This is a genomic window from Plantactinospora sp. WMMB334 (genome assembly GCF_049179095.1).
Taxonomy (GTDB): Bacteria; Actinomycetota; Actinomycetes; order Mycobacteriales; family Micromonosporaceae; genus Plantactinospora.
Genome location: NZ_JBMHME010000002.1, coordinates 7,999,109 through 8,020,712, shown reverse-complemented (window position 1 = coordinate 8,020,712; position 21,604 = coordinate 7,999,109). Strand labels below are relative to the sequence as shown.

Here is a 21,604-nt window from a genome sequence, read left to right as displayed (position 1 = left end):
CCCGGCGATCCGGGGCGCGCTTGTCGGCTTCTTCCACCGGGCGCTACACCGGGACGCGGTGCAGCGGCACGCGTCGCTGAAGGAGATGCGGGACGCCTGGCAGCAGGTGTTCCGGCAGTCCGACCACACCGCCCCGGTCGGCTCCGCGCATCCGGCGGCTTCGGAACATCCGGATGTCGAGGTCGAGACGACGGTCGCGGACCGGGACGAGGCGGCGGCGAGGGCGACCCGGGCGACCGTACTCGAGGCCTCCGGCCTGACCCCCCGGGCGGTGTCGGCGGCGCACCGGCTCGACGCCACCACCGTCGGCGACCTGCTCGGGCTGGGCTCGAAGCAGCTCTTCACCCTGCCCGGTCTCGGGTTCAAGACCCGGGGCGAGTTGCAGCAACGGCTGCGGGAGTGGCGGGCACGCCTCGGCGAGCAGGGTGCCGGTTCGGCACCGTCGCGGAACCGCGCGGAGGCGCGTGCCGAGATCACCGCCGAGACGGTACGCGCGGAAGCGGAGCAGGGTGCCGACGGCAGGTCACCGGCGGACCTCGCCCGGATCGGGCTGGACGCGGTCACCGCCTTCCTGGTGCCACAGCATCCGAACCAGAAGCAGGTGGAGGCGGTACGGCTGCTGCTCGGCCTGCCGGACGAGGCGGGTGCGCTGCCGGACCTGCCACCCTGGCCGTTGCAGGCGCAGGTGGCGAAGCGGATCGGGGTCAGCGCGGGCCGGGTGGCGCAGTACCTGATGGCCGAACGCAAGCGCTGGCACGCCGATCGGGTGCTGGCCAGCGTCCGCGCGGAGCTGATCACCCTGCTCGCGGAGAGCGGCCGGGTGATGGAGGCGACCGAACTCGCCACCGCGCTGTTGATGCGACGCGGATCGGCGGAGCAGGCCGAGCCGGTACGCCGGGCGGCGGCGCTCGCCGTGCTCCGGGCCGCCGTCGAGATCGACCCGCTCGCGGACGAGCCGAGATTCGCCGTACGCCGGCACGGCGACCCGGCGCCGACCGGCCAGCACCGGGACCGGCTGCTGATCGCCCTGGAGGTGGCGGCCGACGAGTCACCGGACACCCCGTCCGCACCGGCGCTGCTCGACCTCGCCGACGCCCTCGGCAAGGCGGCGGACCGGCTCGCCGAGCTGGAGGTGCTGCCGAGCCCGGCGACGGTGCTGCGCGAGCTGGCCGCCGTCACCGTCGGCGATGGCGGGTTCCGGCTCGACGACCGGCGGATGGTGCAGTTGGCGGCGGTGGCCTCGGCGCGGGCGGCGGCCTCGCCCCGGCTGGAGATCTATCCCCGCGACCTCGACCCGGTGCGGGCACTGCGGCTGACCCAGGCCGGCCTGGTGCCGCCGTCGGTCGCCGACCGCCCCGCCGAGCTGCGCGAGAAGGACATCCAGGAACGGGTCCGGGCACGGTTTCCCGAGATGCCGCCGCTGCCGAGCCATCCCCGGCTGGGACACCTGCTCGCCGAGGCCGGGTTCCCGCTGATCCACCGGAACGGGGCCTACCACGCCCGGCCCGGCGCCGGCTCGTCGACGAGGATGTCGTCGCAGCAGCGGCGCTCGACCGACAGCAGGATGACGATGTGGAACGCGGCCTCGCCGGAGCTGGCCGCCGCGTTCCGGGCCGAGGAGCAGCTCGGCCGTACCGGCGAGGAGGGCAGGTTCCGGGCGTTGACGGTTCCGGGAGCACAGCCCAGCACCTCGGCCACCTCGGCGACCGGCATGTCGCAGAGGAACCGCAGCACCAGCACGGCACGCTGCCGGCGGGGCAGCCGGTCGAGCGCGGCCCGCAGCACCGTCCGCTCCTCGACGTCCGGCCCGAGCCGTGCGAGCGGCTCGGGCGGCGACTCGGTGAGGCGTACCCGCTTCGACCACGGCCGCCGCTTCTCGGACTGGAAGAAGCGGACGAGGGTGGCCCGGGCGTACCCGTCGAGGTGCGCCACGGTGCGGATCCGGGGCCAGTGCACGTAGAGGGTGGTGAAGGTCTGCTGGACGAGATCGTCGGCGCGGTGCGCGTCGCCGCAGAGCAGGTACGCCAACCGCCGCATCCTGGGCAGCGCGGCGGTGACGAACTCGACGTACTCCTGCTCCCGGTGCGGCATCCGCTCGGCCCTCCCAGCGACGACTCCGGCACTGGGATGCTCACCGGGCCGCGCCCGGTTGTATCGCGGAGCCATTTTTTTCCCGACCCTGCGCCTGCCGTTCTGCCCGGTGCGACGGCCGCTGATCCGCCCCGTGCGGCAACCGCCTCGGGCGCGGCGGCTATTCGGTCATGCCGACGGGGTCGGAGCGGACGAAGGCCATCGTCCAGCAGCCGTCGGCGTGCTGCCCTGGGCGCAGCTCGTAGAGGTGGTCGGCGCAGGGCCGGTCGGGGCCGGGCCGGTCGGCATGCCCGTCCCGGCTGTTCAGCACCCAGCGTCGCGGCGGTCCGCCATCCGGTCCGGCGGGCAGTTGCCGGGTGGTGCCGTCGGCGGGACCACCCGCAAAGCGTACGGAGACCCACTCCACGCCCTCATGCTATGTGGCGGAGTCCCGCCTCCGGCCCGCAAACGCCCGGAGCGGCGCAGGAGGGCCGGGCGCGACAGCTGAGGGCCGGAGCGCGGACGCTCCGGCCCTCAGGTCGCCGTCGGCGGATCGCGGTGACCGTCGGCGGATCGCGGTGACCGTCGGCGGATCGCGGTGACTGTCGGCGGCCGGCTCAGCTGGTCGGGACCACCAGATTGACGGTGAGGGCGCCGCTGGCCGGCACCTTGAACCGGGGCACCGTCGTGGTGCCGTCCGGATGGGTCACCCGATAGGTGCCGTCGTAGTAGTCCTCGCCGTCCCGGAACGCCGCGTTGTAGGTGAAGTAGATCCGCTGGCTCCCGGTCACCCGCATCGTGAATCGTCCGTCGGAGATCCAGGCGTTCCCGGCGATGTCACCGGTCTGCGCGTTGCGGGCGAGCAGGTATCCGCCGGAGAAGGGCAACCCGTCGGCGTTGGTGAAGGTGCCGGTGACCTCGCTGCCGGCGGTCACCGCCACGTCGTTGCTGACGCTGGCCCCGGCCGTGACCGTCACCGGGGTCGCCGTGTACCGGCTGGGTGCGCCGCCGGACCACTGGCTGGCGTAGCCGTACGCGTGCACGACCACCGGCCAGTCGTACGGCCCGAGCCGTTCCAGGGTGTAGCGGCCGTCCTCGTCAGGGTACGCGTCGCCTACCCCGACACCGGGGTGCGCGGTCAGCACCGAGATGAACGCGTTGTCGATCGGTGCACCGGTCGCCGCGTCGGTGACCCGGCCGGTGACCGTGCCGGCCCGGTCCAGTTTGATCTGCGGCGCGGTGGCCGTCTGCCCGACCGTCGCCGTCACCACGGCCGCCTGCCGCTCGTCACCGGTGCCACCGTCCGGCCCGACCCACTGCCGGCCGTACACCGTGCCGCGCGTTTCGACGAAGAGCCGGTGCTCCCCGCCGGTCAGCCGGCCGACCCGGATCCGACCCGTGCTGTCGCTGCAGTTGCCGTAGCCGTCCTGGAGCGCCGCCTGCTTCGGCCGGAACGCGGCGACGCAGACGTCGGCGACCGGCCGGCCGGTCGCCCGGTCGACCACGGTGGTGGTGATGACGGCGGCGGGACGCAGCTTGACGGTCCGCTCGGTGGTCCTGCCGGCACCCACCCGTACGCCGAGGAGTTCCTTGTTGTGATAGCTGCCGTCCTCCGTGTAGAGGTAGAGGTCGTGCGTCCCCTTCGGCAGGTCGGGCAGGGTGACCGAGCCGCTGCCGCACTCCGACTGCACGCAGAAGTGGCCGACCGGCGCGCCGGTGATCGCGTCCACCGCCGTGATCCGGATCGAACCGGTCGCGAGTTGCTTCTCGGTGATCCGGGTCGTCTCGGCACCGCGGATCACCACCGGATCCGCGTCCTCCGCCGAGAGCTTGCCCCGGTAGTACTGCGTCTGCTCGCCGACCATGAAGCTCAGCTGGTACGCCCCGGCGAGCAGTGCCGGCACCTCAAACCTGCCGTCGGCGCCGGTGTATCCGGCGTCGCCCGCATAGTGGCCGTTGGTGGTCTGCAGCGAGACGTACACCTCGGACATCGGCTCGCCGGCCTGGTCGGTGAACGTCCCGGCGAGACTGCCGACTGGCAGCACCGTGTCGTCCGCGACGGTTTCGGCGTCCGCCCGGACCTCGAACCGGCTGGCGCCGGTGGGGTCGAGCTTTCCGGGGACGTACTGCTCCTGGTAGGAACCCGGAATCGGCTGGAACGAGACGACGTAGGTCCCGGGGAGAGCGCTGATCCGGTACCGCCCGTCGGCGTCGGTCAGCCCGCCGGACCACTCACCACTCTCGTCGTCGCGGACGCTTACGTACATGTCTGCGGCGGGTTCGCCGGTCGCCGTGCGGAGCTGTCCGGTGAGGATGCCGCTGGCGAACAGCTGGTCGTCGACGGTGGTGATGGTGCCGGCCGCGACGGTGACCGGGTCGGCGTCCCAGAAGTTCGACTTCTGCCGGTAGTACTGCCGGGGTCCGCTCTCGGGCACGAACTCGACCAGGTACGACCCGGCGGCGACGTCGTCGAAGGTGTACCGGCCGTCCTCTCCGGTGGTGGCCCCGTTGACGAAGTCGAAACTGTCGGCGTCGTAGATGCCGATCCAGGCATTCGCAGCGCCGGTGCCGGCGCTCGTGGTCAGCCGACCGCTGATGGCGCCGGTCGCGGCGCTGCCGGCCGGCGCGGCGAACGCCGGTGGTGACGCGGCGAGCACGGTCGCCGCGATGGCCGCACCGCAGAGCGCGGCGCGGCGCAGGAGCGAGATGCGCATCGATATCCCAAATCTGAAGGCGGGGCGTCGACAAGCAGGCCCCGCCCGCACCGGCGCCCGCCCCGTCCGGCAACCGGCATCCGGAGGGTAGACGGTCGCGAATACTTTTCACCTCATCTTTTCAGTCGAGGTCGGACGGTCGGCCCGGCATGGGCGCGTCAGCGCATGAAGCAACCCTGCAGACCCACTGAAACGCACGCCAGGTTGCCTTGTGACATCCGCAACCGACCGCGACCCGAACCCGAGGCGATTGGAGAACATCATGAAACTCGCTCGGACCGCCGTAGCGTTCCTCTCAGGGCTCTGTCTGGTGGGCGCCGCTCTGACGTCTGCCGCCCCCGCGTATGCCGAAGCGTCACCCGCGAGGAGCGAGACCGGCACCGTCGTCGGGCCTCAGGCAGAGTCACTCCGCATCTACAACAACGGCAGCGGTCGCTGTCTGTACGACAGCGGCAACGCCAGTGGAGGCACGTTCACCGGCAGTTGCACGACGGGCAACCGCTACTGGCACGGAGTCGCCGACGATTTCGGTGGCCGCCTCGTCAACAACGCGACCGGGCGCCGCCTGACCGCAGGCACCGCGAGCGTCTGGTCGGCCTCGTGCAACGGATCCACTGCCCAGCAGTGGCACGGCGTCGGTCTGGGCCTTGTCCAGAACGTCGCCACCGGCACCTGCATGCAGGGCACGACTGCCGGCGGAGGAGTCTTCATGGCGTCCTGCAACGCCGGCAACAGATACCAGCAGTGGGGTCGACTTTCCTGAGGCCCGGCCCTGTCCTGCGGCCCGCCCCGTGAGCGTCGCGCCATGCGACGCGAAGCTCCGGACCACCCGGGCAACCAAAGATCCGTACTGATCCGGGCCAGACCTGGCCACATCGATCTCGCAGTCAGCGTTTTCGCTGGTCAACGGCATTTCTGGTGGAGCTGAGGGGATTTGAACCCCATAGACCCACCGTAGCGAACGAACGTCATCAATCGGACTGGTCGCCGCCTCCGACCAGGGCAGAAGTTGTCGTCATCTGCCAGCGCTTGCCGCCCTTGGTCACTCTCCGTTGGGCCCAATCTGGGCCCAACGATCTTGCCGTGACAGCCGAAGCCCGCCGCAGCCTGAGAAGAGGTGGGCGTCGACTGCCGCGATGGGCGGCTACGCCAGGTTGACGGGTCATGGAGCACGGAATCCGGGGCAGCCCAGGTCTACCGGGCCACCAGCGAGGTAGCGGCTGCGACAAACAAGGGGAAGATACTTGGTGTCACATGAAGCCATCTCACAGAACGTGATCAGTAGATCGATCGGGTGGCCGGTTAGAACCGGACAGAACCTTACGAACGTGACGCCATTCTCTACACCCCGTTGCCCGCCCAGGTCAAGTCAAGGGCGCGACACTGTGTCAAAAGTCACTCTGAAACGGTTGCGGAGCAGCCTGAATTAGTTCAGCATTGAGACCATGAAGACGATGCAGTGGAGTGACGCAGCGCGCACACCGCGTGAGGTTGCAGCTGCAGTTGAGTCGTCAGGGGAGATCCGTTTGGAGCGGCGTGGCGACGGCGTGCCTTTCGTGATCATGCGGGCAGATCGAGCCAAGCAGGCGCGACACGGGATGGAGACGACTGTCCGGCTACTGCGAAACATGCTCGCACACGGCGGTGTCGATCTTGTGGCGGATGCACTCCTGGATGCTTTTCCTTGGACCAACTTCCTTCCCGAGAAGGATCGGCACGAGTTCGTCAAAGAGTTCATGTGGACTCTTGAAGCCTGCGCGGATCTCGATATGTGGACTCCGTTCGGCAGAATGATGCACGAGTGGGAGCAGACCGCCGCGATTCACGCTGACCCGATCCTCGCGCAAGAGCTTTCACGTGCTGTAGACTCCGACCTCGGTCCTGTTCCTGCGCCGATGTTGCCGGAGGACTCCGGTGCCGAAGAAGAATGATCGAGTAGCACCACCGCCACCACCGACAGGTTGGGAACTACGCTTCGGCACCAAGGAGGCCGCTGAGGGGTGGGAACAACTCGTCAAGGCTGTACCCGGCAACTGCTGGAAAGCCTGGGAGGTGCTGACCTACAGCCCGGAGAGTCCGGTTTCTCCTCATCGTCAGCATCGGCTTAAGGGCGAGCTACGCAGCCGTATGGTACACGGCTCCAATCTGGACCAATGGCAATACGAGGTCACGGCAGGCGGCCGCATTTGGTACTGCCCCGACCAGGATCGACGAATCGTGTGGCTGACCTACGCGTCCCCAGCACACCCTTCGGAGACTGAGTGAGCCGGGTTGAGCTACCCGGTCTTCGTGAGACTTGCGCGGTAGTACACCGACTTACCATCCCATCCCGTCTGCCGTCGACCCGCCCCCTGGGGAGCGGGCCAGGGCTAGGGCGCCAAGGTGGAGCGCCCTACCGGACGAACGACCTTGGCGCCCTGGCCCTGGTCTGCTCGGCTCCGCCCGGGTCGTCGGTGGGCGGGATGGGCCTCCACCATCCCGGAGCCTGAGCGCCCCCGCCGGAGGCTTCTTCCCTTCGATGAGTCCGGCCGAAGGCCGGTCCTTCTGGTTCTTCTGCCCCGTGCTGCTGTTTCTGGCGGCCCGGGGCTTCGTCATGTTCAGCGCCGCCGGCGGGCTTCACCGTTGACGCCGGGAGCGAAGCGGCAGGCGTCGGCGGCGGGCCGGAGGCCCGGCCCAGGTTCGGCGGCGCGTGCGGCCTGCGAAGCGGGCCGCCTTGATCCCGTACAGAAAGTTCTCACAGCGCTCAAGCGGTACCCGGAGAGCGTGGAGTTCCGGTAGGTCAGCCGGTAGTATCGTGCATATACACGCAGGCGAATCGGAGCGGCAGGTGTCAGGTCCAGCGAACCCGAAACAGGTGGCAGCCTGGATTGAACTTGGCCGCGAACTACGGCGTTTGCGCGAGCGGGCTGGGCTGACAGGAGAGGAAATAGCGGAGCGCCTAGAGTGGTCCCAGTCAAAGGTAAGCCGAATAGAGCGTGCAAGGACGTTACCTAGAGTTGCCGACGTGGAAAGGCTCGTGGAAGCGCTCGGTCTCACAGGGAACGACCGCGAAAGGGTGCATGCGCTGGCGGAGCGTGCGACGTCTGGTGAATGGAGGAACTCAACCGGCGTCGGCCTCACCCGACGTCAAAGCGACTTTATCGCCCTAGAAGCATCTGCCAGGGAGATTTGGCACTACAACCCCGTTTTGCTACCGGGCTACATGCAGTCTTATGACTATGCCCGCCGCGTGATCGAGATGGCGGGGGCCGCAAACGAGGAACGGGCAGTCGAGTACCGGCTCGCTCGACGGGCAACAATGCTCGGGGTAAACGCGCCGCGTTATCGCGTTTTGCTGCTTGAGACAGCCTTACGGTGGCGACCGGTTCCGACGGAGGCCATGGCGCAACAGCTACGCAGCGTTGCGGAGTACGCCTCTCGGGATAATGTAGAGCTACGAGTCGTGAGCCTTGACCGCGAGCAGTTGCGGTTCATCCAACATCCACTGATGATCTTCCGATTCGGGCAGCCCTCCGCCGACCGGGCGTTGGTGGAGACCACGACAGGCGACTATCACCTGACGGAAGCGGCCACGGTGGAGCGGCTCCGGTACAACTTCGAGCAGCTCTCTTCCTCTGCGCTATCGCTAGGTGATTCACTAGCGTTGATCCATGAAGCCACGCAGACTTTGATGGGTCACAGCGAGTAGTCACCCTAGGGAGGTAGACGTGCAGGAACGTTCAGCTCTGGTAGGGGCCATCTGGCGCAAGAGTGGTGTCAGCGGTGACGGCAACTGTGTCGAGGTCGCGTCAGCGAAGGGAGCCGTCATCGGGGTGCGGGACAGCAAGGATGCCGGTGGAGGGGTGCTCGCCTTCTCCCCTAGCGCTTGGGCGGCCTTCATGGGCTGTGTAAAGAGCGGAAGGCTCGACGGACGGTAGGAGAGCTGCGGCGCGCGGCTCGGGGAGGCGAGGGGATGACTGTCAGCGTGGCGCCTGCAAGTCGCGAGAAACCTAGAATCCGACGGGGTTTCGCGGCCTTGTGGGCGTCCACGATCGTCTCAAGTGTAGGTGACGGCGCCTATGTTGTCGCCGCTCCTCTCCTAGCCGCGTTCCTTACGCGGGATCCGATCGCCGTAGCGACAGTGAGCGCGGCTTCGGCCGCTCCCTGGTTCGTGGTAGGCATCTGGTCTGGTGCCGTTGTCGACAGGTTTCCGCGCCGGCAGGTGCTGGTGCTATCAGAAGTCGTTCGTGCCTTAGGCCTTGCGGTTCTGGTAGCTCTAATCCTTCTAGACATTGCGTCGATCGCCGCCTTGGCTGCGACATCGTTCTTGGTCGTAACAGGCCAGTGCTTCTCCGATGCGGCGGCCCAAGCCATGCTTCCGCACGTCGTTGGGCGCTCGCAGGACGACCTAACCAAGGCAAACGGTCGGATCTTCGCGGGCGAGACGGTGGGAAAGACGCTTGCGGGGCCGCCGCTGGGTGGCTTGACCTTCTCCGCCGCTCCGTGGGCACCATTCGCGCTCGACTCGGCCTCGTTCCTCGCTTCCGCCGGGTTAGTCATGAGAGTGCCGTCCTCGCCGCCACCGGACGCTAGCGAACAGAGCGTGGCGGCTGCTGTAAAGGAGGGGTTCAGCTACCTCCTGCGAGATCGAACCCTGCTTCTACTGGCGTTCTGCCTGACCGTCTACAACCTGGCGTACAACCTTGCCGCAGCAACGCTCGTCCTCTTCGCGACCAAGTCGCTCGGGGTAACTGAACTCGGATTCGGCCTGCTGATCGCGGCGGCTGCCGTGGGTGCCGCTGTAGCCGGCTGGGTTGCCGCTCCCTTGGTCCGGCGCGTGACGCTCAAGGGCTCGGTCGTTGCGGCATGCCTCGTCCAAGGGGTCGCGTGGCTCGGTGTAGCGGCCAGCTCATCGCCCTGGGTCGCAGGTGCGGCCTTTGTGCTCCTCGGCGCGACCTCGACCCTGGTAACGGTGGCCGTTGTCACCGCGCGACAGCAGCTCGTGCCGGATCACCTCCTGGGACGGGTGGTGTCTGCGTTCCGGCTTGTCGGCAATGGTGCGGCGCCTATCGGCGCGATGGCGGGCGGCTTGATCGCGGCGTCGGCGGGTCTGCGCGCTCCCATGGTGGCTGCCGCAGTCTTCACCGCAGGGGCCATGGCTGTTTTGTCGCCGCTCCTCTACCGCCGGGCGTAGACCTCTATCACTATCTGAAATCTGGGCGTCCACAGTGGTTGGCATCGTGCATAGTCACGGTGCTAGCATCGTGCATATGCGAGATGCTCGCAGTCGGGCAGGCATCCAAGGTGGATGCGCCCTAGTCGAGAGGAGTTGTGATGGGTCGTCTGCTGTTGGACACGTCGCGTGTGTCGTACGAGGTGTCGGTGAACCCGGTGCCGAAGCTGGACCAGAACGGTCAGCAGAAGTTCGACCGTGAGTCGAAGAACCCGATGTGGACGGTGCACCTGTACGCGCTGTCGGAGAACGCGGGTGAGGTCATCAACGTGACCGTGGTCTCCCCGACGGTGCCGCCGGTGACCGTTCGTCAGCCGGTGGTGCCGGTGGACCTGGAGGCGCTGCCGTGGGTCAACGACCGGGACGGGAAGGTCCGTTCCGGGGTGGCGTTCCGCGCTTCGGATCTGCGGCCGATCGAGACCGCCGACCGGTAGCCGGTTCGGGTTCCTACCGGCTGTTGACACGTACGTGTCATCCCGGGAGGGGTGGACACGGGGTCGCCGTTGATTGGCGTCGGCTGCGACCCCGCGTCCCTCATCAACAACTCCTTGCCCCTATCACGAGGAAAGGACTCGTCGTGCTCAAGTCTAGCCGTCGGTCCCTGTTCGGATCCTCGAACCGTCACGGGACTGTCACTGTCATCGAAACGCAGGTAGCCCGTTCCTACCGTCGTCGGGCGACCATCGCATTCTTCGTCACTCTCGGGGTGGTCGGTCTGCTGGCCGGCACTGTCGCCTCCGAGTACATGCATCCGATCCTCGGGTTCATCGTCGGCGCCCTGATCGGCGCCGTCTGCGCGTGCGTGGTCTTCGTGCTGGTCGTGGCGTGGCCGGTGCTGCGGGTGTTCTGGCACTGGCTGCCGGAAATCCTCCTCGGCCTCGGCCTGGTCTACGGCTGGCAGGCGTTGATGCGGTCCACGAACCTGCTCGTGGCCGTGCTGGTCCTGGCCGTGCTGGTCGGTGTTCCGGCCGCTGTGCGTCCGGTCCGGCGCCGCATCGTCGCCTGGTCGTGGTGCCTGATCGTCCGGCACCGGCTACGGATGTGTTTCGCCGCGTTCGTCGCCACCAACCGCAACGGCGTGCTGCCGCTGATCTTGCCCGCCCGACCGACCCCGGCCGGGGAACGGGTCTGGATCTGGCTGCGCCCCGGCCTGTCCCTCAAGGACCTGGAAGCCGAGGGACAGGTGCAGAAGTTGGCGGTCGCTTGCTGGGCGAACGAGGTCCGCGTCATGCGCGCTTCCCGCCGGTACGCGGCGCTGATCCGGGTCGACATCACCCGACGTGAACCCCTGGCCGACACCATCGTGTCGCCGCTGCCCGGCTTCCTCCCCGCCGATGCGCCGGTCAACGCTCCTACCTCTCCGGGCATGCCGCCTGTCGGCCTGGACCTGCCCGACGTGCCGGACGAGCCGGTCACCGTACCGGACGACAACCCCCGGCAGCGCAAACCGCGCAACCCCACCCACAACACCGCTGCGGACCCGTCCGGGTTCGACCCCTCCGACTACGCCTAACCAGCCCTTTGACGGAGTGCGCGGGCCAAGCGCCAGTTCCGGATGCGACCGCCCGCGCCTCCCCCAACATCCTGCCTGGGAGCCTGTCATGACCACCGACACCATCCCGCTACCGCTGCGGGATACCGCCGTGCCGGACACGGTTCCGGTCGGCCCACTGCTGTCGATCTTCGATCCGGTGTTCCTCGGGATCGACGAGTTCGGCCAGCCGGTCTACCTGCCGATGATGTACCGCAACATCCTCATCGGCGGTGAGCCGGGTGCCGGCAAGTCGAGCCTGCTCAACACCATCGTCGGGCACGCCGCCCTCTCCACCGATGTGCGGCTGTGTCTGCTCGACGGCAAGCAGGTCGAACTCGGCCTGTGGAAGGACGCCGCCGACGTGTTCGTCGGCCCGAACATCAGCCACGCCATCCGCACCCTCATGCGAGTACAGAAGGTGATGGACAACCGGTACACGTTCCTGCTGTCCCACCGCCGCCGCAAGGTCGGCCCCAACGACCTGTTCGGTCAGATCCTCGTCGCGGTCGACGAGATCGCCTACTTCTCCGCCACCGCCGGAGACGACAAGACACAGAAGCTGTTCGCCGCCCTGCTACGCGACATCGTGGCCCGGGGCCGCGCCGTCGGCATCATCGTCGCCGCCGCGACCCAGCGTCCGTCGTCGGACATCATTCCGCCGTCGCTGCGGGACCTGTTCGCGTGGCGGTTCGCCGGCCGCACCACCAACGACGTGTCCTCCGACATCATTCTCGGCCACGGCTGGTACGCCCGCGGTTTCTCCTCCAACAGCATCGACCCGGACAACCAGGGTGAAGGCTTCCTCATCGCCGAAGGCGGCCGACCGAACAGGGTCAAGGCCGCGTACATGACCGACACCGACATCATCCGCGTCGCCGACTACGCGACCTGGACCCGCCGCCGCGCCGGCCTCACCACCCCACACACCCCACCTGGCGACAGCCAGTCCGATCGGCCTGTGGCGGTGGCGGCATGAAACGCATCACCGACCTGACCCGCTACACCGACCTGGACATCACCGGCCACCCCGACGACATCACCGAACTCGTCACGGCCGCCCGTGACGCCCGGGTCCTCGTCTTCTCCAGCGCGCCACGCCCCGCCAACCCGGGCGACCCGCGCGTCCGCGTAAAGATCCGGCTCCACCTGCACCACCGATAGAGGAAAACCGACAGACCGGGACCAGCCCTAGGAAAGCGAACCCGGCCTGCCGGCCCCAACCAACGCCCACGAAAGGACGTGGCCGTCATGAACCCTACCCAAAAACCGGACACCACCGCCGCCGCGCTGGCCGACCTCACCCCGGCCGTCATCCTGCGCTGCGCCGCCCGCTACCTCGAACTCCACGGCTGGATTCAGGACTCCTACCACCAGCCGAACACCACGGACCCGTTTCCTCCGGCCTGCGCGGTCGGCGCCATCAGCATGGCCATCTACGGCTACCGCGACGCCGTCCCCTCCGACCGCACGACCGCACTCAGCGCCGCGTGGCGACTGCTCGAACGAACAATCCGCGTCCTGGACAACCACATCGACGCGACCGAGGACCTGCCCGGGGAACTGGACGGCGACACCCCCTACGGCGACCCGGTGTCGTACGGCTGGAACGACCTCCCCTGCCAAACCCGCGAGCGGGTCATCGCGGCCCTGAGAACCGCCGCCGACGACTACGACCGCACCCACGGCGGCACCCGATGAGCCGCCTCGACCGCCGGCTCCTGACCGCCGGCATCAACCTCACCGTCACGCAGCTCGTGACCATCTGGGCCGACCACACCCCGGCCGAACTCCCCGTACCCCTGGCCTGCCCGACCTGCGGGCACGCCTACAGCCACACGGCGCCGCTGTGCCCGTCCGCCGCCGTCGTCCGGCCACTGCTACGCCGCCGCCGGCACGAGACCGGCCCGCGCGTCCTCGCCCCGCTGACCGCGAACCAACTCGCCGACCTGACCGGCAAACGCCTATCGACCGCCCTCCCGTCGGAGGTGAACCGATGACCACCCCCAACATCACCAACCTGACACGTACGTGTCAAAACCCGCCCGGCCACTCCACCGCCGACATCCTCACCGCACTCGAAAACGCCTGGACCGCCATCCGCGACCACAACCCCGACGTACCCGCCGCCGTCCTCATCGTCGGCTCCGGCTCCCCCGCCAAGGCCAACCAGGGCATGAAGTGGGGCCACTTCGCCGCCCTGCGCTGGCAGGCAGGCGACAACCAACTCCCCGAAGTCCTCATCTCCGGTGAAGGACTCAACCGCGAGCCGGACAAGGTATTCACCACCCTGCTCCACGAAGCCGCGCACGCCCTGGCCGACGTCCGGGGCATCCAGGACACCTCCCGGCAAGGCCGCTGGCACAACAAGAAATTCGCCACCCTCGCCGCCGAACTCGGCATGACCACCGAGAAAGACGACAAGCTCGGCTACTCCCCCTGCACCCTCACCGACATCACCCGGGCACGCTACCGGCCCGTCATCACCGCCCTCGGCGACGCCCTACGCGTCTACCGCCACCCCGAACCGACCGGCGAGGCGAAGGGCCGCACGAACAACAACAACGGCTACACCGCCGAATGCGAATGCCCCCGCAAGCTCCGCATTTCCATCACCGCCTTCGACGAAGGCCCGATCGTCTGCGCCATCTGCGAAGCGGCGTTCCTGCCCGAGGACATCGACCGAGACACCTACCAGCACCCCACCTTCGGCACCGGCCCCAACCCCGCCGGTGACGGCAACGAGCGCCAGGACGACGACGCCGACGAGGGAGACGACTCGATGGTCTTCTACGACCCCACCGGCGACAAGTACGGCCTACCCACCTACCCGTTCAAATTCGCACCCGCCGGCCTGGCCACCCGCCGACAACTCCGCGCCCGCAACCTCCGACCCGGCGGACAAGACGTAGCCGCGCAAATCCTGTGGCGCAAAGGCAAGCGCTGCGCCTACCTCTACCGCATCGACCTCGCCGTCCCCAAGCGGACCGCGACCCCGGCCCAACGCGCCGCGATCGACCGGGCGCTACTCGCCCGCCGCACCTGCCCCACCTGCCAGCAGGTCCAGCCCTACTACATCCGCCGCTCCCTCGGGGAGTGCTTCGACTGCGCACCCGGAGGTGCCCAATGACCGAACTCCACTCCATCACGGACTGCCACACCTGCGGCACACCGAACGCCACTCACTGGTCCGGCAACTGCGCAACCTGCGAGTTCTGGGCTCACCAATTCGCCACCCCAGGCGGCCTCATCATAGGTGGCTGCCACTACCGCATCAGTGAAGAACCAACCGCTGAACAACTCGCGGAATACCCCAAGCTCTGCGGCAGTAACGGCGCACGATTCACGATCCGACTCAACGATGGCACCGAAGTCATCACCCACAACCTGTGGGGCCAAGGCAACATCCCTCCCGGCCTAACCCGTCCGGACAACGCTGAATTCGTTGGCGACCCAGAACCGGCCCCGAGGCCCCGGCCTGCCACACACGACTGCCTCGACCACCTCGACTACATCGGCGGCAGCTACCCGTACGAGTGCCTCTACCGGCACTGCGGCCGCCGCTACGACCAGGCCGACATCACCCGCGCCCCCGGAGGTAGCTGATGAACCCGATCGACAAACGTATCGGCGAACTCATGGTTCGGCTTCGTCTGTCCCGGCGCGCTGCCGAACTGCGCGCCTGCCTCGAAATCCCAACACCCCCGACTCAGACCGACCGGTCCAACCGGCCGGACACCGACGAACGTCGGTCCGACTACGGCCTCGCGGCATAGGAGGCTGACCATGACTACACCCCCTAAGCCCTCAGAGAAGAACAGCGCCGCCTCTGATTTCCAGTACGGCATCCTCATCTTCATCGTGCTGCTTGTCGGCAGCATGGCCGGCGCCGCCTCGTTCTCCCACGTCCACGACTGGACCATGGAAAACAGCCCTTCCGGTACCGGCGACTGGTTCGGCTGGGCCAACGCCGTCATCACCGAACTCATCCCGATCGCGGCCTTGACCGTCATCGCCATCCGCCGCCGTACCGGTGGCTCGATCGGCTACCCGATGTTCCTGCTCGTTGTCGCTGTCGGTCTGTCGCTGACCGCACAGTTGGCCGTGGCCGAACCGACCGTGTTCGGCTGGATGGTGTCCGCCCTACCGGCGCTGGCCTTCTTCGCCCTGTCCAAGCTCGTCTTCACCGTCTCCCGGCCTACAACCGTCCCGGCAGAAGTGCCGGCCACCGTCGCCCCGGCGTCGTCCCCTACGGACATCCCCGCCGCGCCGACGGTCAGCCCGGCCGCCGTAGTACCGACACCGGCCACCCAACCCCAACCGATCGAAACATCCGAACCCGCAACCCCGGGCGAAGCAGACAGCACCACCGGTAGCACGGAGCCGCCGTCCAGCACCGACACGGACCCGCCGAAGCCACGACCCGACACGCCACCGGACAGCATCCCGACCCATGTGGCGGGGCTGCTCCCCGGAGCACGGACCGTCGTCAAGAGCCACCGGCAGGTACACGGCGAGGACATCACCCCGGGGCAACTCGCGGTCCGACTCCGCGTCCCGACCAACACCGCCGCAGACATCCTGACCGCACTCAACCAACCGACCGTCAATACCCAACCGCACAACGGCAAGCCTGTCGGAGCCACCGCGTGACCTCGACGCTTCCTCTCGTACCCGGAACCCCTAACAAGGTTCCGGGCACGGGAGCCTCCGCCGAGTACTGGCCCTGGGCCGCACCCACCCGCACCACCAGCAACCGCGACGGCTACGTCCGAGGCCACGACCCCCGCACCGTCGCCTCCGGCCGCGCCCGCGCCCAACAACCCGACTACCCCGAATGGCTCCACCACGTCCGAGGCGCCTGGGCCTGCAAACACCCCATCCGGCTCGCCGGCCAGATCCACGTCAACAACCCTGACGGGGAACGAGTCGCCACCGTCGACACGGACACCATGCCCGACGGCGCCATCTACACCCCCTGCGGCAACCGCCGCACCACGGTATGCCCCGCCTGCGCCGAGGTCTACCGCCGCGACACCTACCACCTCATCAAAGCCGGCCTTCAAGGCGACCGGTGGGGACTACCACCGCTGGACGAGCACATCGCCGTCTTCGTCACCGCGACCGCCCCCTCCTTCGGCCCCGTCCATCACCGCGTCGTCCAGGTCCACGCCGCCGACTGCCGCCGCAAAGACGGCTGCACCTGCCGACCCGCCGTGTGTCACCCGTTCGGCCGCACCTGCCCACATGGGATACCGATCCGTTGCGGCGACCGGCACAAGCTCGGCGACAGTCATCTCGGCCAACCGCTGTGCCTGGACTGCTACGACCACGCCGCGCAGGTCGTGTGGAACCACGAAGCCCCCGAACTCTGGCGCCGCACCATCCAACAAGTCGACCGGGAACTCCGCCGCCTCGGCAAACGCCACGGCGTCGACCTCCGCCGTCGCTACATCAAGGTCTACGAATTCCAAGCCAGAGGCGTCGTCCACTACCACGCCCTGATCCGCCTCGACGGCTACCACCCCGACTGCCCCACCACGGTCACCCCACCCCCGGCCGCGATCACCCGACCCATGCTCGCCGAAGCGGTCGAGACCGCATTCCGGAAAACCGCCTACACCTCCACACCGCATCCGGCCAACGGCGGGCAGGGCTGGCCGATCCGGTGGGGAGACAAGGGCCTAGACCTCAAACACGTCAACGCCCCCGGCGGAGAGGTCAACCTCGCCCGGATCACCGGCTACATCGCCAAGTACGTCACCAAATCCACCGAGGCCACCGGCCTGGACCTGCGCCGCGTCGACGGCAGCAACCTCGACGCCTACGCCGACCTGAACAGCCACCCCGGCCGGCTCATCCGGGCCTGCTGGGACCTCGGCGAGCACCCCGACTACCAACGCCTCCGACGGTGGGCACACCAGTACGGCTACGGCGGCCACATCACCACCAAATCCCGCGCATTCTCCGTCACCTACGGCTTCATCCGACACCAACGCACCATCTGGCGCCGCACCGAAGGCCACCCCCACACCTGGGACGACCAAGAAGCCGAACTCGTCATCTACCAACTCGGCTACCACGCCACCGGCTGGATCACCACCGGAGACGCCCTCCTCGCCAACACCGCCGCCGCCCAAGCCCGCGCCAGACAACAAGCCGCCCGCGACGCCCTCGACGACGAGCGCGCCGCCGGGCAGACCATCGTTCGACCCATGGCCGCTTGACACGTACGTGTCAAACCCGTCCTTTGACAACTCCACAGCGAACACCCCCACACCCGATCCCGCCGCACCGGAAGCGGGCCACCCCCGCCGCAAACCCCAACACAGGAGGTGCCCATGAGCACACCGATTCTCCAGGTCCGTGTCATCGCCGACCCGGACCACGCCCAGGTCCTCACCACCGAACTCGCCCAGCGAGCACGGCAACTCCTCGGACCCGACGTCGAGTACCGCACCCAAACCCGATCCGCTCGCCGAACCGGATACGTCCGCGTCTACCTCACCGCCACACGACAGGAGAGCCCATGACGGTAGCCATCACCGAGCCGCTCTGGACCATCGAGGAGGTCTCCACCTTCCTGCGCATCCCGGTACACACCCTCTACCAATGGCGGTCCCGCCACACCGGCCCCCGCGCCTTCAAGGTCGGTCGGCACCTCCGCTACGACCCCAGCGACGTACGGTCCTGGCTCGCCGAGCAGGTGGACGAAAATGGCCGTTGACGACCGCTGGTACCTGAGCAAGCGGGGACCGGACGGGAAGCGTCTCAAGGCGAAACGATACGGGCGCGGTAAACGCTGGCGGTGCCGCTATGAAGACGCGAACGGCGAACCCCGGGAACGACTCTTCGAGCGGAAAGACGACGCCCAAGCGTTCGACATCCAGGCACGCGCCGGGCTAGCCGAGGAAACCACGGTCGACCAAGGCGAGCGGCGAACCACCTTCCGCGAGTACGCCGAACGGTGGCGGCTGTCCCGCCAGATCGGGCAAGCGCTGGACTACCGAAGACACACCGAATCCCGGCTCCGCCACCACCACTACCCGTACCTCGGCGACAGGCCAATTCGCGCGATCAACGTCACGGACGTACTGGAATGGATCGCCCAGCTCCTACAGGCCAACGTCGCGCAATCCTCGGTGAAGACGTACTTCGACCTACTCAACAACGTCATGAACTCCGCTGTCGCCGACAAGGTGATCCCGGACAACCCCTGCAAAGCCATCCGGCTGTTCGCCATCCTGCGCGGCTTCTCCCGCGCACCGAAATGGGTACCGACTGACGACGACGTGCTCGCCCTGGTCGACGCGGTACCCCACCAGTACCAGGCAGCCATCTGGGCAGGTGCCGGTGAAGGAATGCGACTCGGCGAAGTCCTCGGCCTGGAGGACGGCACACGCTGCATCGACCCCACCCGACAGGAACTCCACGTCGTCCAACAACTGCGCTTCCACAAGGCCACCTACGGCGGCTTCTACCTCGCCCCACCGAAAGCGGGCTCCGTCGGTGATGTCGACCTGGACGACCACGTCGCGGCCGTCTTCGCCGAGCACATCCGCGAGTACCCACCCGTGCGGGTGGAACTGCCGGACATCACCGCCGGCACCCCCGATCCCGGCAAGGAACCAAGGCGGCGCCGCGTCGCGCTGCTGTTCACCGACGACCAGGGCCGCCCGATCCACGACCAACGCTGGTCGGACATGTGGCAGACCTGGCGCAAGGCCGCCGGCTGGCCCGACGAGGGCACCTTCCACTCCCTGCGGCACTACTTCGCCACCCGCCTGATTACCTCCGGTGCCGACCCGACAGACGTGCAGAGAGCACTGCGGCACTCCAGCCTGCGAATCACCCTGGAAACCTACGTGCACTGGTGGCCCAAGAAAGAGCGTCGCCGCAACGTCATCAGCACCGCGCTGCGCGACGCGAGTGCCAAACGCCGGGCTGCCCCGGAGAATCAAGATCCGCGCTGATCTGGGCCAGATCTGGTCCTATCGATCTTGATGCCGACGTTTCCGCTGGTCAGCGGTGTTTCTGGTGGAGCTGAGGGGATTTGAACCCCTGACCCCCTCGATGCGAACGAGGTGCGCTACCGGTCTGCGCCACAGCCCCCGGAACCGGCCCACGCCACAAAGCGTGCGGGCGAGCCGGCGACAAGGCTAACAGGTCGGCCACCCCGGGCGCGAACCAGCCCCGACCGTCGAGGCGTGAGGCCGGGGACTCCCGCTACCGGAGAACGGCCCGGAACGTTACCTTCGTCCCGACCCTCACCTGCCGCCGGCCTCGTAGGGACGGCCGCGCAGGCCGCCGGCACGGCGGTAGGAGACCGAGCCGGCCGCCCGGCCGCCGCCACCGCTGGCCGCCGGTGGCAGGTCGGCGAGGCGGTTCATGTCCAGCGCGGCCCGGCGTACCGCCTCGCGCTGTGCCGCGAGACGACGCTGCGCCTCCCGCCGGGCCTGTGCCCGGCGGGCCTGGGCGCGCCGGACCTCCGCCTGCCGGGCGGCCAGCCACGCCGCCTCCCGGGCCTCCGCCCGTCGACGGCGGCGCTCGGCAACGGCGCGGCCGCGCAGGTGCACGAGGTACGCGGCCAGCAGCGTGCCGGTGACCGAGAAGCTGATCCAGAAGCCGGAGCTGACCAGCATCACGCCGATCAGCTCGACGAGGTTGAGCAGCAGCAGGGCGGCGAAGACCCGGCGCCGCCGGTAGACGGCTGGGGTGTGCCGGCCGGGTGGGGGCCGGCGGCGGGCGCGTCCCGGGTTCCGGGGTACCGAGCTCAGCCGGCGGCTCCGCCGGCCGTTCCCGGGCGGCCCGGAGACCGGCACACCGGGACCGGTGGCCGGCGAGACGGGCTCGGCGCCGACCAGGTCCGTGGACAGGGCACCGGAACGTAACGTGACGATTCGGCCGCGGGGCGGGTTCAACGGCTGCCGGCCCGGGACGCTGCGCCGCCGCCGGCGGCGCTGCAGCACCCGCGCCGTCGACTGCGCCCGCTCCGCCGCCAGCCGCTCGGTGGCGTCGTACCGGCGGACCAGAGCCGGCGCGAGGGCGAGCAGACCGGCTGCGGCGAGGACGGCGAGGAGCACCGAGGCCGGCACCCTCATCCCTCCCGTCACCCACCTGGGGCAACCAACCGGACGAGTACCCGCACCCCGGGTGCCGCCGCGGCAGGCGCGGGTTCAGCCCCGGAGCTGGTGCGGATCCGTCCGACGTTGCCGCACGTCCCGATTACTTCAGGTTACGGGGGGAGCGCACGAATATCGTGCGGCACGCCGGCCGACCTGCGAACAGGAAGATCAACAGGGCGGACCGGCAGGGCCGGTGGAGCGGGTCGGCCGTCGAGTCGGAGCCAGGAGGGAGCCGAGCCGGAGCTACGGGGCGGCGGCGCGCAGCCGGTGCCAGCGGGCCAGCAACCCGCCCTCCCCGGCGACCTCCTCGCTGGTCATGGCGTAGCCGATGTGGTCCCGCCAGGCGCCGTCGATGTGCATGTAGCGCGGGTGGTAGGCCTCCTCCCGGAAGCCAAGCTTCTCGACCACCCGCCGGGACGGCCCGTTCTCCGGCCGGATGTTGACCTCGATCCGGTGCAGCGCGCCCGGCCCGAACGCGTGGTCGACGGCGAGCGCCATGGCGGTGGGGATCACCCCGCGCCCGGCCACCCGGCCGTCCACCCAGTAGCCGACGTACGCCGAGCAGAAGGCCCGGCGCACGATGTTGCCCAGGTTGAGGTGCCCGACCAACCGCTCCCGGCCACCGTCGACAAGGCAGACCGCGAACGGCATGCTCTCGCCCCGGCGTGCCTGCTTGCGCTGGTCGCGGTAGACCCAGCGGAACGCGGCCGGGGAGTTGAGTTCGTCCCAGCGGCCCGGCGGGGACGACTCCCAGGGTGCCAGCCAGGCCTGGTTGGCGCAGCGCACCTCGGACCAGGCCGTCGCGTCCGACCGCCGGTACGGTCGCAGCAGCACCGCCCCGTCCCGGAGGACGACCGGCCAGCCGGGGGTGGCGGCGAGGTTCACGCCCGATGTCCCGTCGACAACCCAGGTCTCCTCATCGACGATTCAACAATTCAACGCCGTTCGGCAA

Annotated in this window: 24 protein-coding genes and 1 tRNA gene; 19 read left to right on the top strand and 6 right to left on the bottom strand. The window is 68.6% G+C overall.

Annotation, left to right across the window (positions count from 1 at the left end; genetic code table 11):
- Nucleotides 1-1,491 precede the first annotated feature (1,491 nt).
- The 3 genes from ACN27G_RS34920 to ACN27G_RS34910 form a co-directional block, all read right to left on the bottom strand.
- On the bottom strand, nt 1,492-2,037 hold the full coding sequence (locus ACN27G_RS34920; protein ID WP_421497587.1) for a SigE family RNA polymerase sigma factor: 546 nt from the start codon (nt 2,035-2,037) through the stop codon (nt 1,492-1,494).
- 214 nt (nt 2,038-2,251) lie between these two features.
- On the bottom strand, nt 2,252-2,497 hold the full coding sequence (locus tag ACN27G_RS34915) for a hypothetical protein (protein ID WP_421496889.1): 246 nt from the start codon (nt 2,495-2,497) through the stop codon (nt 2,252-2,254).
- A gap of 190 nt (nt 2,498-2,687) precedes the next feature.
- Nucleotides 2,688-4,784 (bottom strand): carboxypeptidase regulatory-like domain-containing protein, encoded by a 2,097-nt coding sequence (locus tag ACN27G_RS34910; RefSeq protein WP_421496888.1) that lies wholly within the window; start codon nt 4,782-4,784, stop codon nt 2,688-2,690.
- A 262-nt stretch (nt 4,785-5,046) separates the two neighbouring features.
- Between ACN27G_RS34910 and ACN27G_RS34905 the strand changes: the two genes are divergently transcribed.
- The 19 genes from ACN27G_RS34905 (at nt 5,047) to ACN27G_RS34815 (ending at nt 19,500) form a co-directional block, all read left to right on the top strand.
- On the top strand, nt 5,047-5,547 hold the full coding sequence (locus tag ACN27G_RS34905) for an RICIN domain-containing protein (protein WP_421496887.1): 501 nt from the start codon (nt 5,047-5,049) through the stop codon (nt 5,545-5,547).
- Between the two features lie 682 nt (nt 5,548-6,229).
- Complete coding sequence (locus ACN27G_RS34900; RefSeq protein ID WP_421496886.1) at nt 6,230-6,715, top strand: hypothetical protein; 486 nt, start codon at nt 6,230-6,232, stop codon at nt 6,713-6,715.
- Between the two features lie 758 nt (nt 6,716-7,473).
- Nucleotides 7,474-8,472 (top strand): helix-turn-helix domain-containing protein, encoded by a 999-nt coding sequence (locus ACN27G_RS34895; protein WP_421496885.1) that lies wholly within the window; start codon nt 7,474-7,476, stop codon nt 8,470-8,472.
- Nucleotides 8,473-8,491: 19 nt separating this feature from the next.
- Complete coding sequence (locus ACN27G_RS34890) at nt 8,492-8,701, top strand: DUF397 domain-containing protein (protein WP_421496884.1); 210 nt, start codon at nt 8,492-8,494, stop codon at nt 8,699-8,701.
- Between the two features lie 35 nt (nt 8,702-8,736).
- A complete protein-coding gene (locus ACN27G_RS34885; RefSeq protein ID WP_421496883.1) occupies nt 8,737-9,957 on the top strand; it encodes an MFS transporter in 1,221 nt (406 codons plus the stop codon).
- 140 nt (nt 9,958-10,097) lie between these two features.
- The gene (locus tag ACN27G_RS34880) at nt 10,098-10,430 is read left to right on the top strand and encodes a hypothetical protein (protein WP_421496882.1); all 333 of its coding nucleotides are present in this window, start codon (nt 10,098-10,100) and stop codon (nt 10,428-10,430) included.
- 272 nt (nt 10,431-10,702) lie between these two features.
- Nucleotides 10,703-11,509, top strand: coding sequence for a hypothetical protein (locus ACN27G_RS34875; protein ID WP_421496881.1), 807 nt, complete (start codon nt 10,703-10,705; stop codon nt 11,507-11,509).
- A gap of 88 nt (nt 11,510-11,597) precedes the next feature.
- Nucleotides 11,598-12,506, top strand: coding sequence for an FtsK/SpoIIIE domain-containing protein (locus ACN27G_RS34870; RefSeq protein ID WP_421496880.1), 909 nt, complete (start codon nt 11,598-11,600; stop codon nt 12,504-12,506).
- The gene (locus tag ACN27G_RS34865) at nt 12,503-12,691 is read left to right on the top strand and encodes a hypothetical protein (RefSeq protein WP_421496879.1); all 189 of its coding nucleotides are present in this window, start codon (nt 12,503-12,505) and stop codon (nt 12,689-12,691) included. The genes ACN27G_RS34870 and ACN27G_RS34865 overlap by 4 nt, the downstream gene beginning before the upstream one ends.
- Before the next feature lie 87 nt (nt 12,692-12,778).
- Entirely contained in the window at nt 12,779-13,228 is a 450-nt protein-coding gene (locus tag ACN27G_RS34860) for a DUF6197 family protein (protein ID WP_421496878.1), read from the top strand.
- Nucleotides 13,225-13,527 carry a hypothetical protein gene (locus ACN27G_RS34855; protein ID WP_421496877.1) on the top strand — a complete coding sequence of 101 codons (303 nt, stop codon included), beginning with the start codon at nt 13,225-13,227 and terminating at the stop codon, nt 13,525-13,527. Before ACN27G_RS34860 ends, ACN27G_RS34855 begins: the two co-directional genes overlap by 4 nt.
- Nucleotides 13,528-14,309: 782 nt before the next feature.
- The gene (locus ACN27G_RS34850; protein WP_421497586.1) at nt 14,310-14,657 is read left to right on the top strand and encodes an RRQRL motif-containing zinc-binding protein; all 348 of its coding nucleotides are present in this window, start codon (nt 14,310-14,312) and stop codon (nt 14,655-14,657) included.
- Complete coding sequence (locus tag ACN27G_RS34845) at nt 14,654-15,133, top strand: hypothetical protein (RefSeq protein ID WP_421496876.1); 480 nt, start codon at nt 14,654-14,656, stop codon at nt 15,131-15,133. Before ACN27G_RS34850 ends, ACN27G_RS34845 begins: the two co-directional genes overlap by 4 nt.
- Nucleotides 15,133-15,303, top strand: coding sequence for a hypothetical protein (locus ACN27G_RS34840; protein WP_421496875.1), 171 nt, complete (start codon nt 15,133-15,135; stop codon nt 15,301-15,303). Before ACN27G_RS34845 ends, ACN27G_RS34840 begins: the two co-directional genes overlap by 1 nt.
- Before the next feature lie 10 nt (nt 15,304-15,313).
- The gene (locus ACN27G_RS34835) at nt 15,314-16,180 is read left to right on the top strand and encodes a hypothetical protein (protein WP_421496874.1); all 867 of its coding nucleotides are present in this window, start codon (nt 15,314-15,316) and stop codon (nt 16,178-16,180) included.
- Nucleotides 16,177-17,754, top strand: coding sequence for a replication initiator (locus ACN27G_RS34830; protein ID WP_421496873.1), 1,578 nt, complete (start codon nt 16,177-16,179; stop codon nt 17,752-17,754). Before ACN27G_RS34835 ends, ACN27G_RS34830 begins: the two co-directional genes overlap by 4 nt.
- Nucleotides 17,755-17,868: 114 nt before the next feature.
- Nucleotides 17,869-18,060 carry a hypothetical protein gene (locus tag ACN27G_RS34825; protein ID WP_421496872.1) on the top strand — a complete coding sequence of 64 codons (192 nt, stop codon included), beginning with the start codon at nt 17,869-17,871 and terminating at the stop codon, nt 18,058-18,060.
- The gene (locus tag ACN27G_RS34820) at nt 18,057-18,254 is read left to right on the top strand and encodes a helix-turn-helix domain-containing protein (protein WP_421496871.1); all 198 of its coding nucleotides are present in this window, start codon (nt 18,057-18,059) and stop codon (nt 18,252-18,254) included. The genes ACN27G_RS34825 and ACN27G_RS34820 overlap by 4 nt, the downstream gene beginning before the upstream one ends.
- Nucleotides 18,244-19,500: a tyrosine-type recombinase/integrase gene (locus ACN27G_RS34815; RefSeq protein ID WP_421496870.1), complete on the top strand. Its 1,257-nt coding sequence runs from the start codon at nt 18,244-18,246 to the stop codon at nt 19,498-19,500. Before ACN27G_RS34820 ends, ACN27G_RS34815 begins: the two co-directional genes overlap by 11 nt.
- Before the next feature lie 62 nt (nt 19,501-19,562).
- On the opposite strand, the gene ACN27G_RS34810 is transcribed toward ACN27G_RS34815, so the two are convergent.
- The 3 genes from ACN27G_RS34810 to ACN27G_RS34800 form a co-directional block, all read right to left on the bottom strand.
- Nucleotides 19,563-19,639, bottom strand: a tRNA-Ala gene (locus ACN27G_RS34810).
- A 155-nt stretch (nt 19,640-19,794) separates the two neighbouring features.
- On the bottom strand, nt 19,795-20,628 hold the full coding sequence (locus tag ACN27G_RS34805; protein ID WP_421496869.1) for a hypothetical protein: 834 nt from the start codon (nt 20,626-20,628) through the stop codon (nt 19,795-19,797).
- Nucleotides 20,629-20,895: 267 nt separating this feature from the next.
- Nucleotides 20,896-21,537, bottom strand: a complete 642-nt coding sequence (locus ACN27G_RS34800) for a GNAT family N-acetyltransferase (RefSeq protein ID WP_421496868.1) — start codon at nt 21,535-21,537, stop codon at nt 20,896-20,898.
- Nucleotides 21,538-21,604 lie beyond the last annotated feature (67 nt).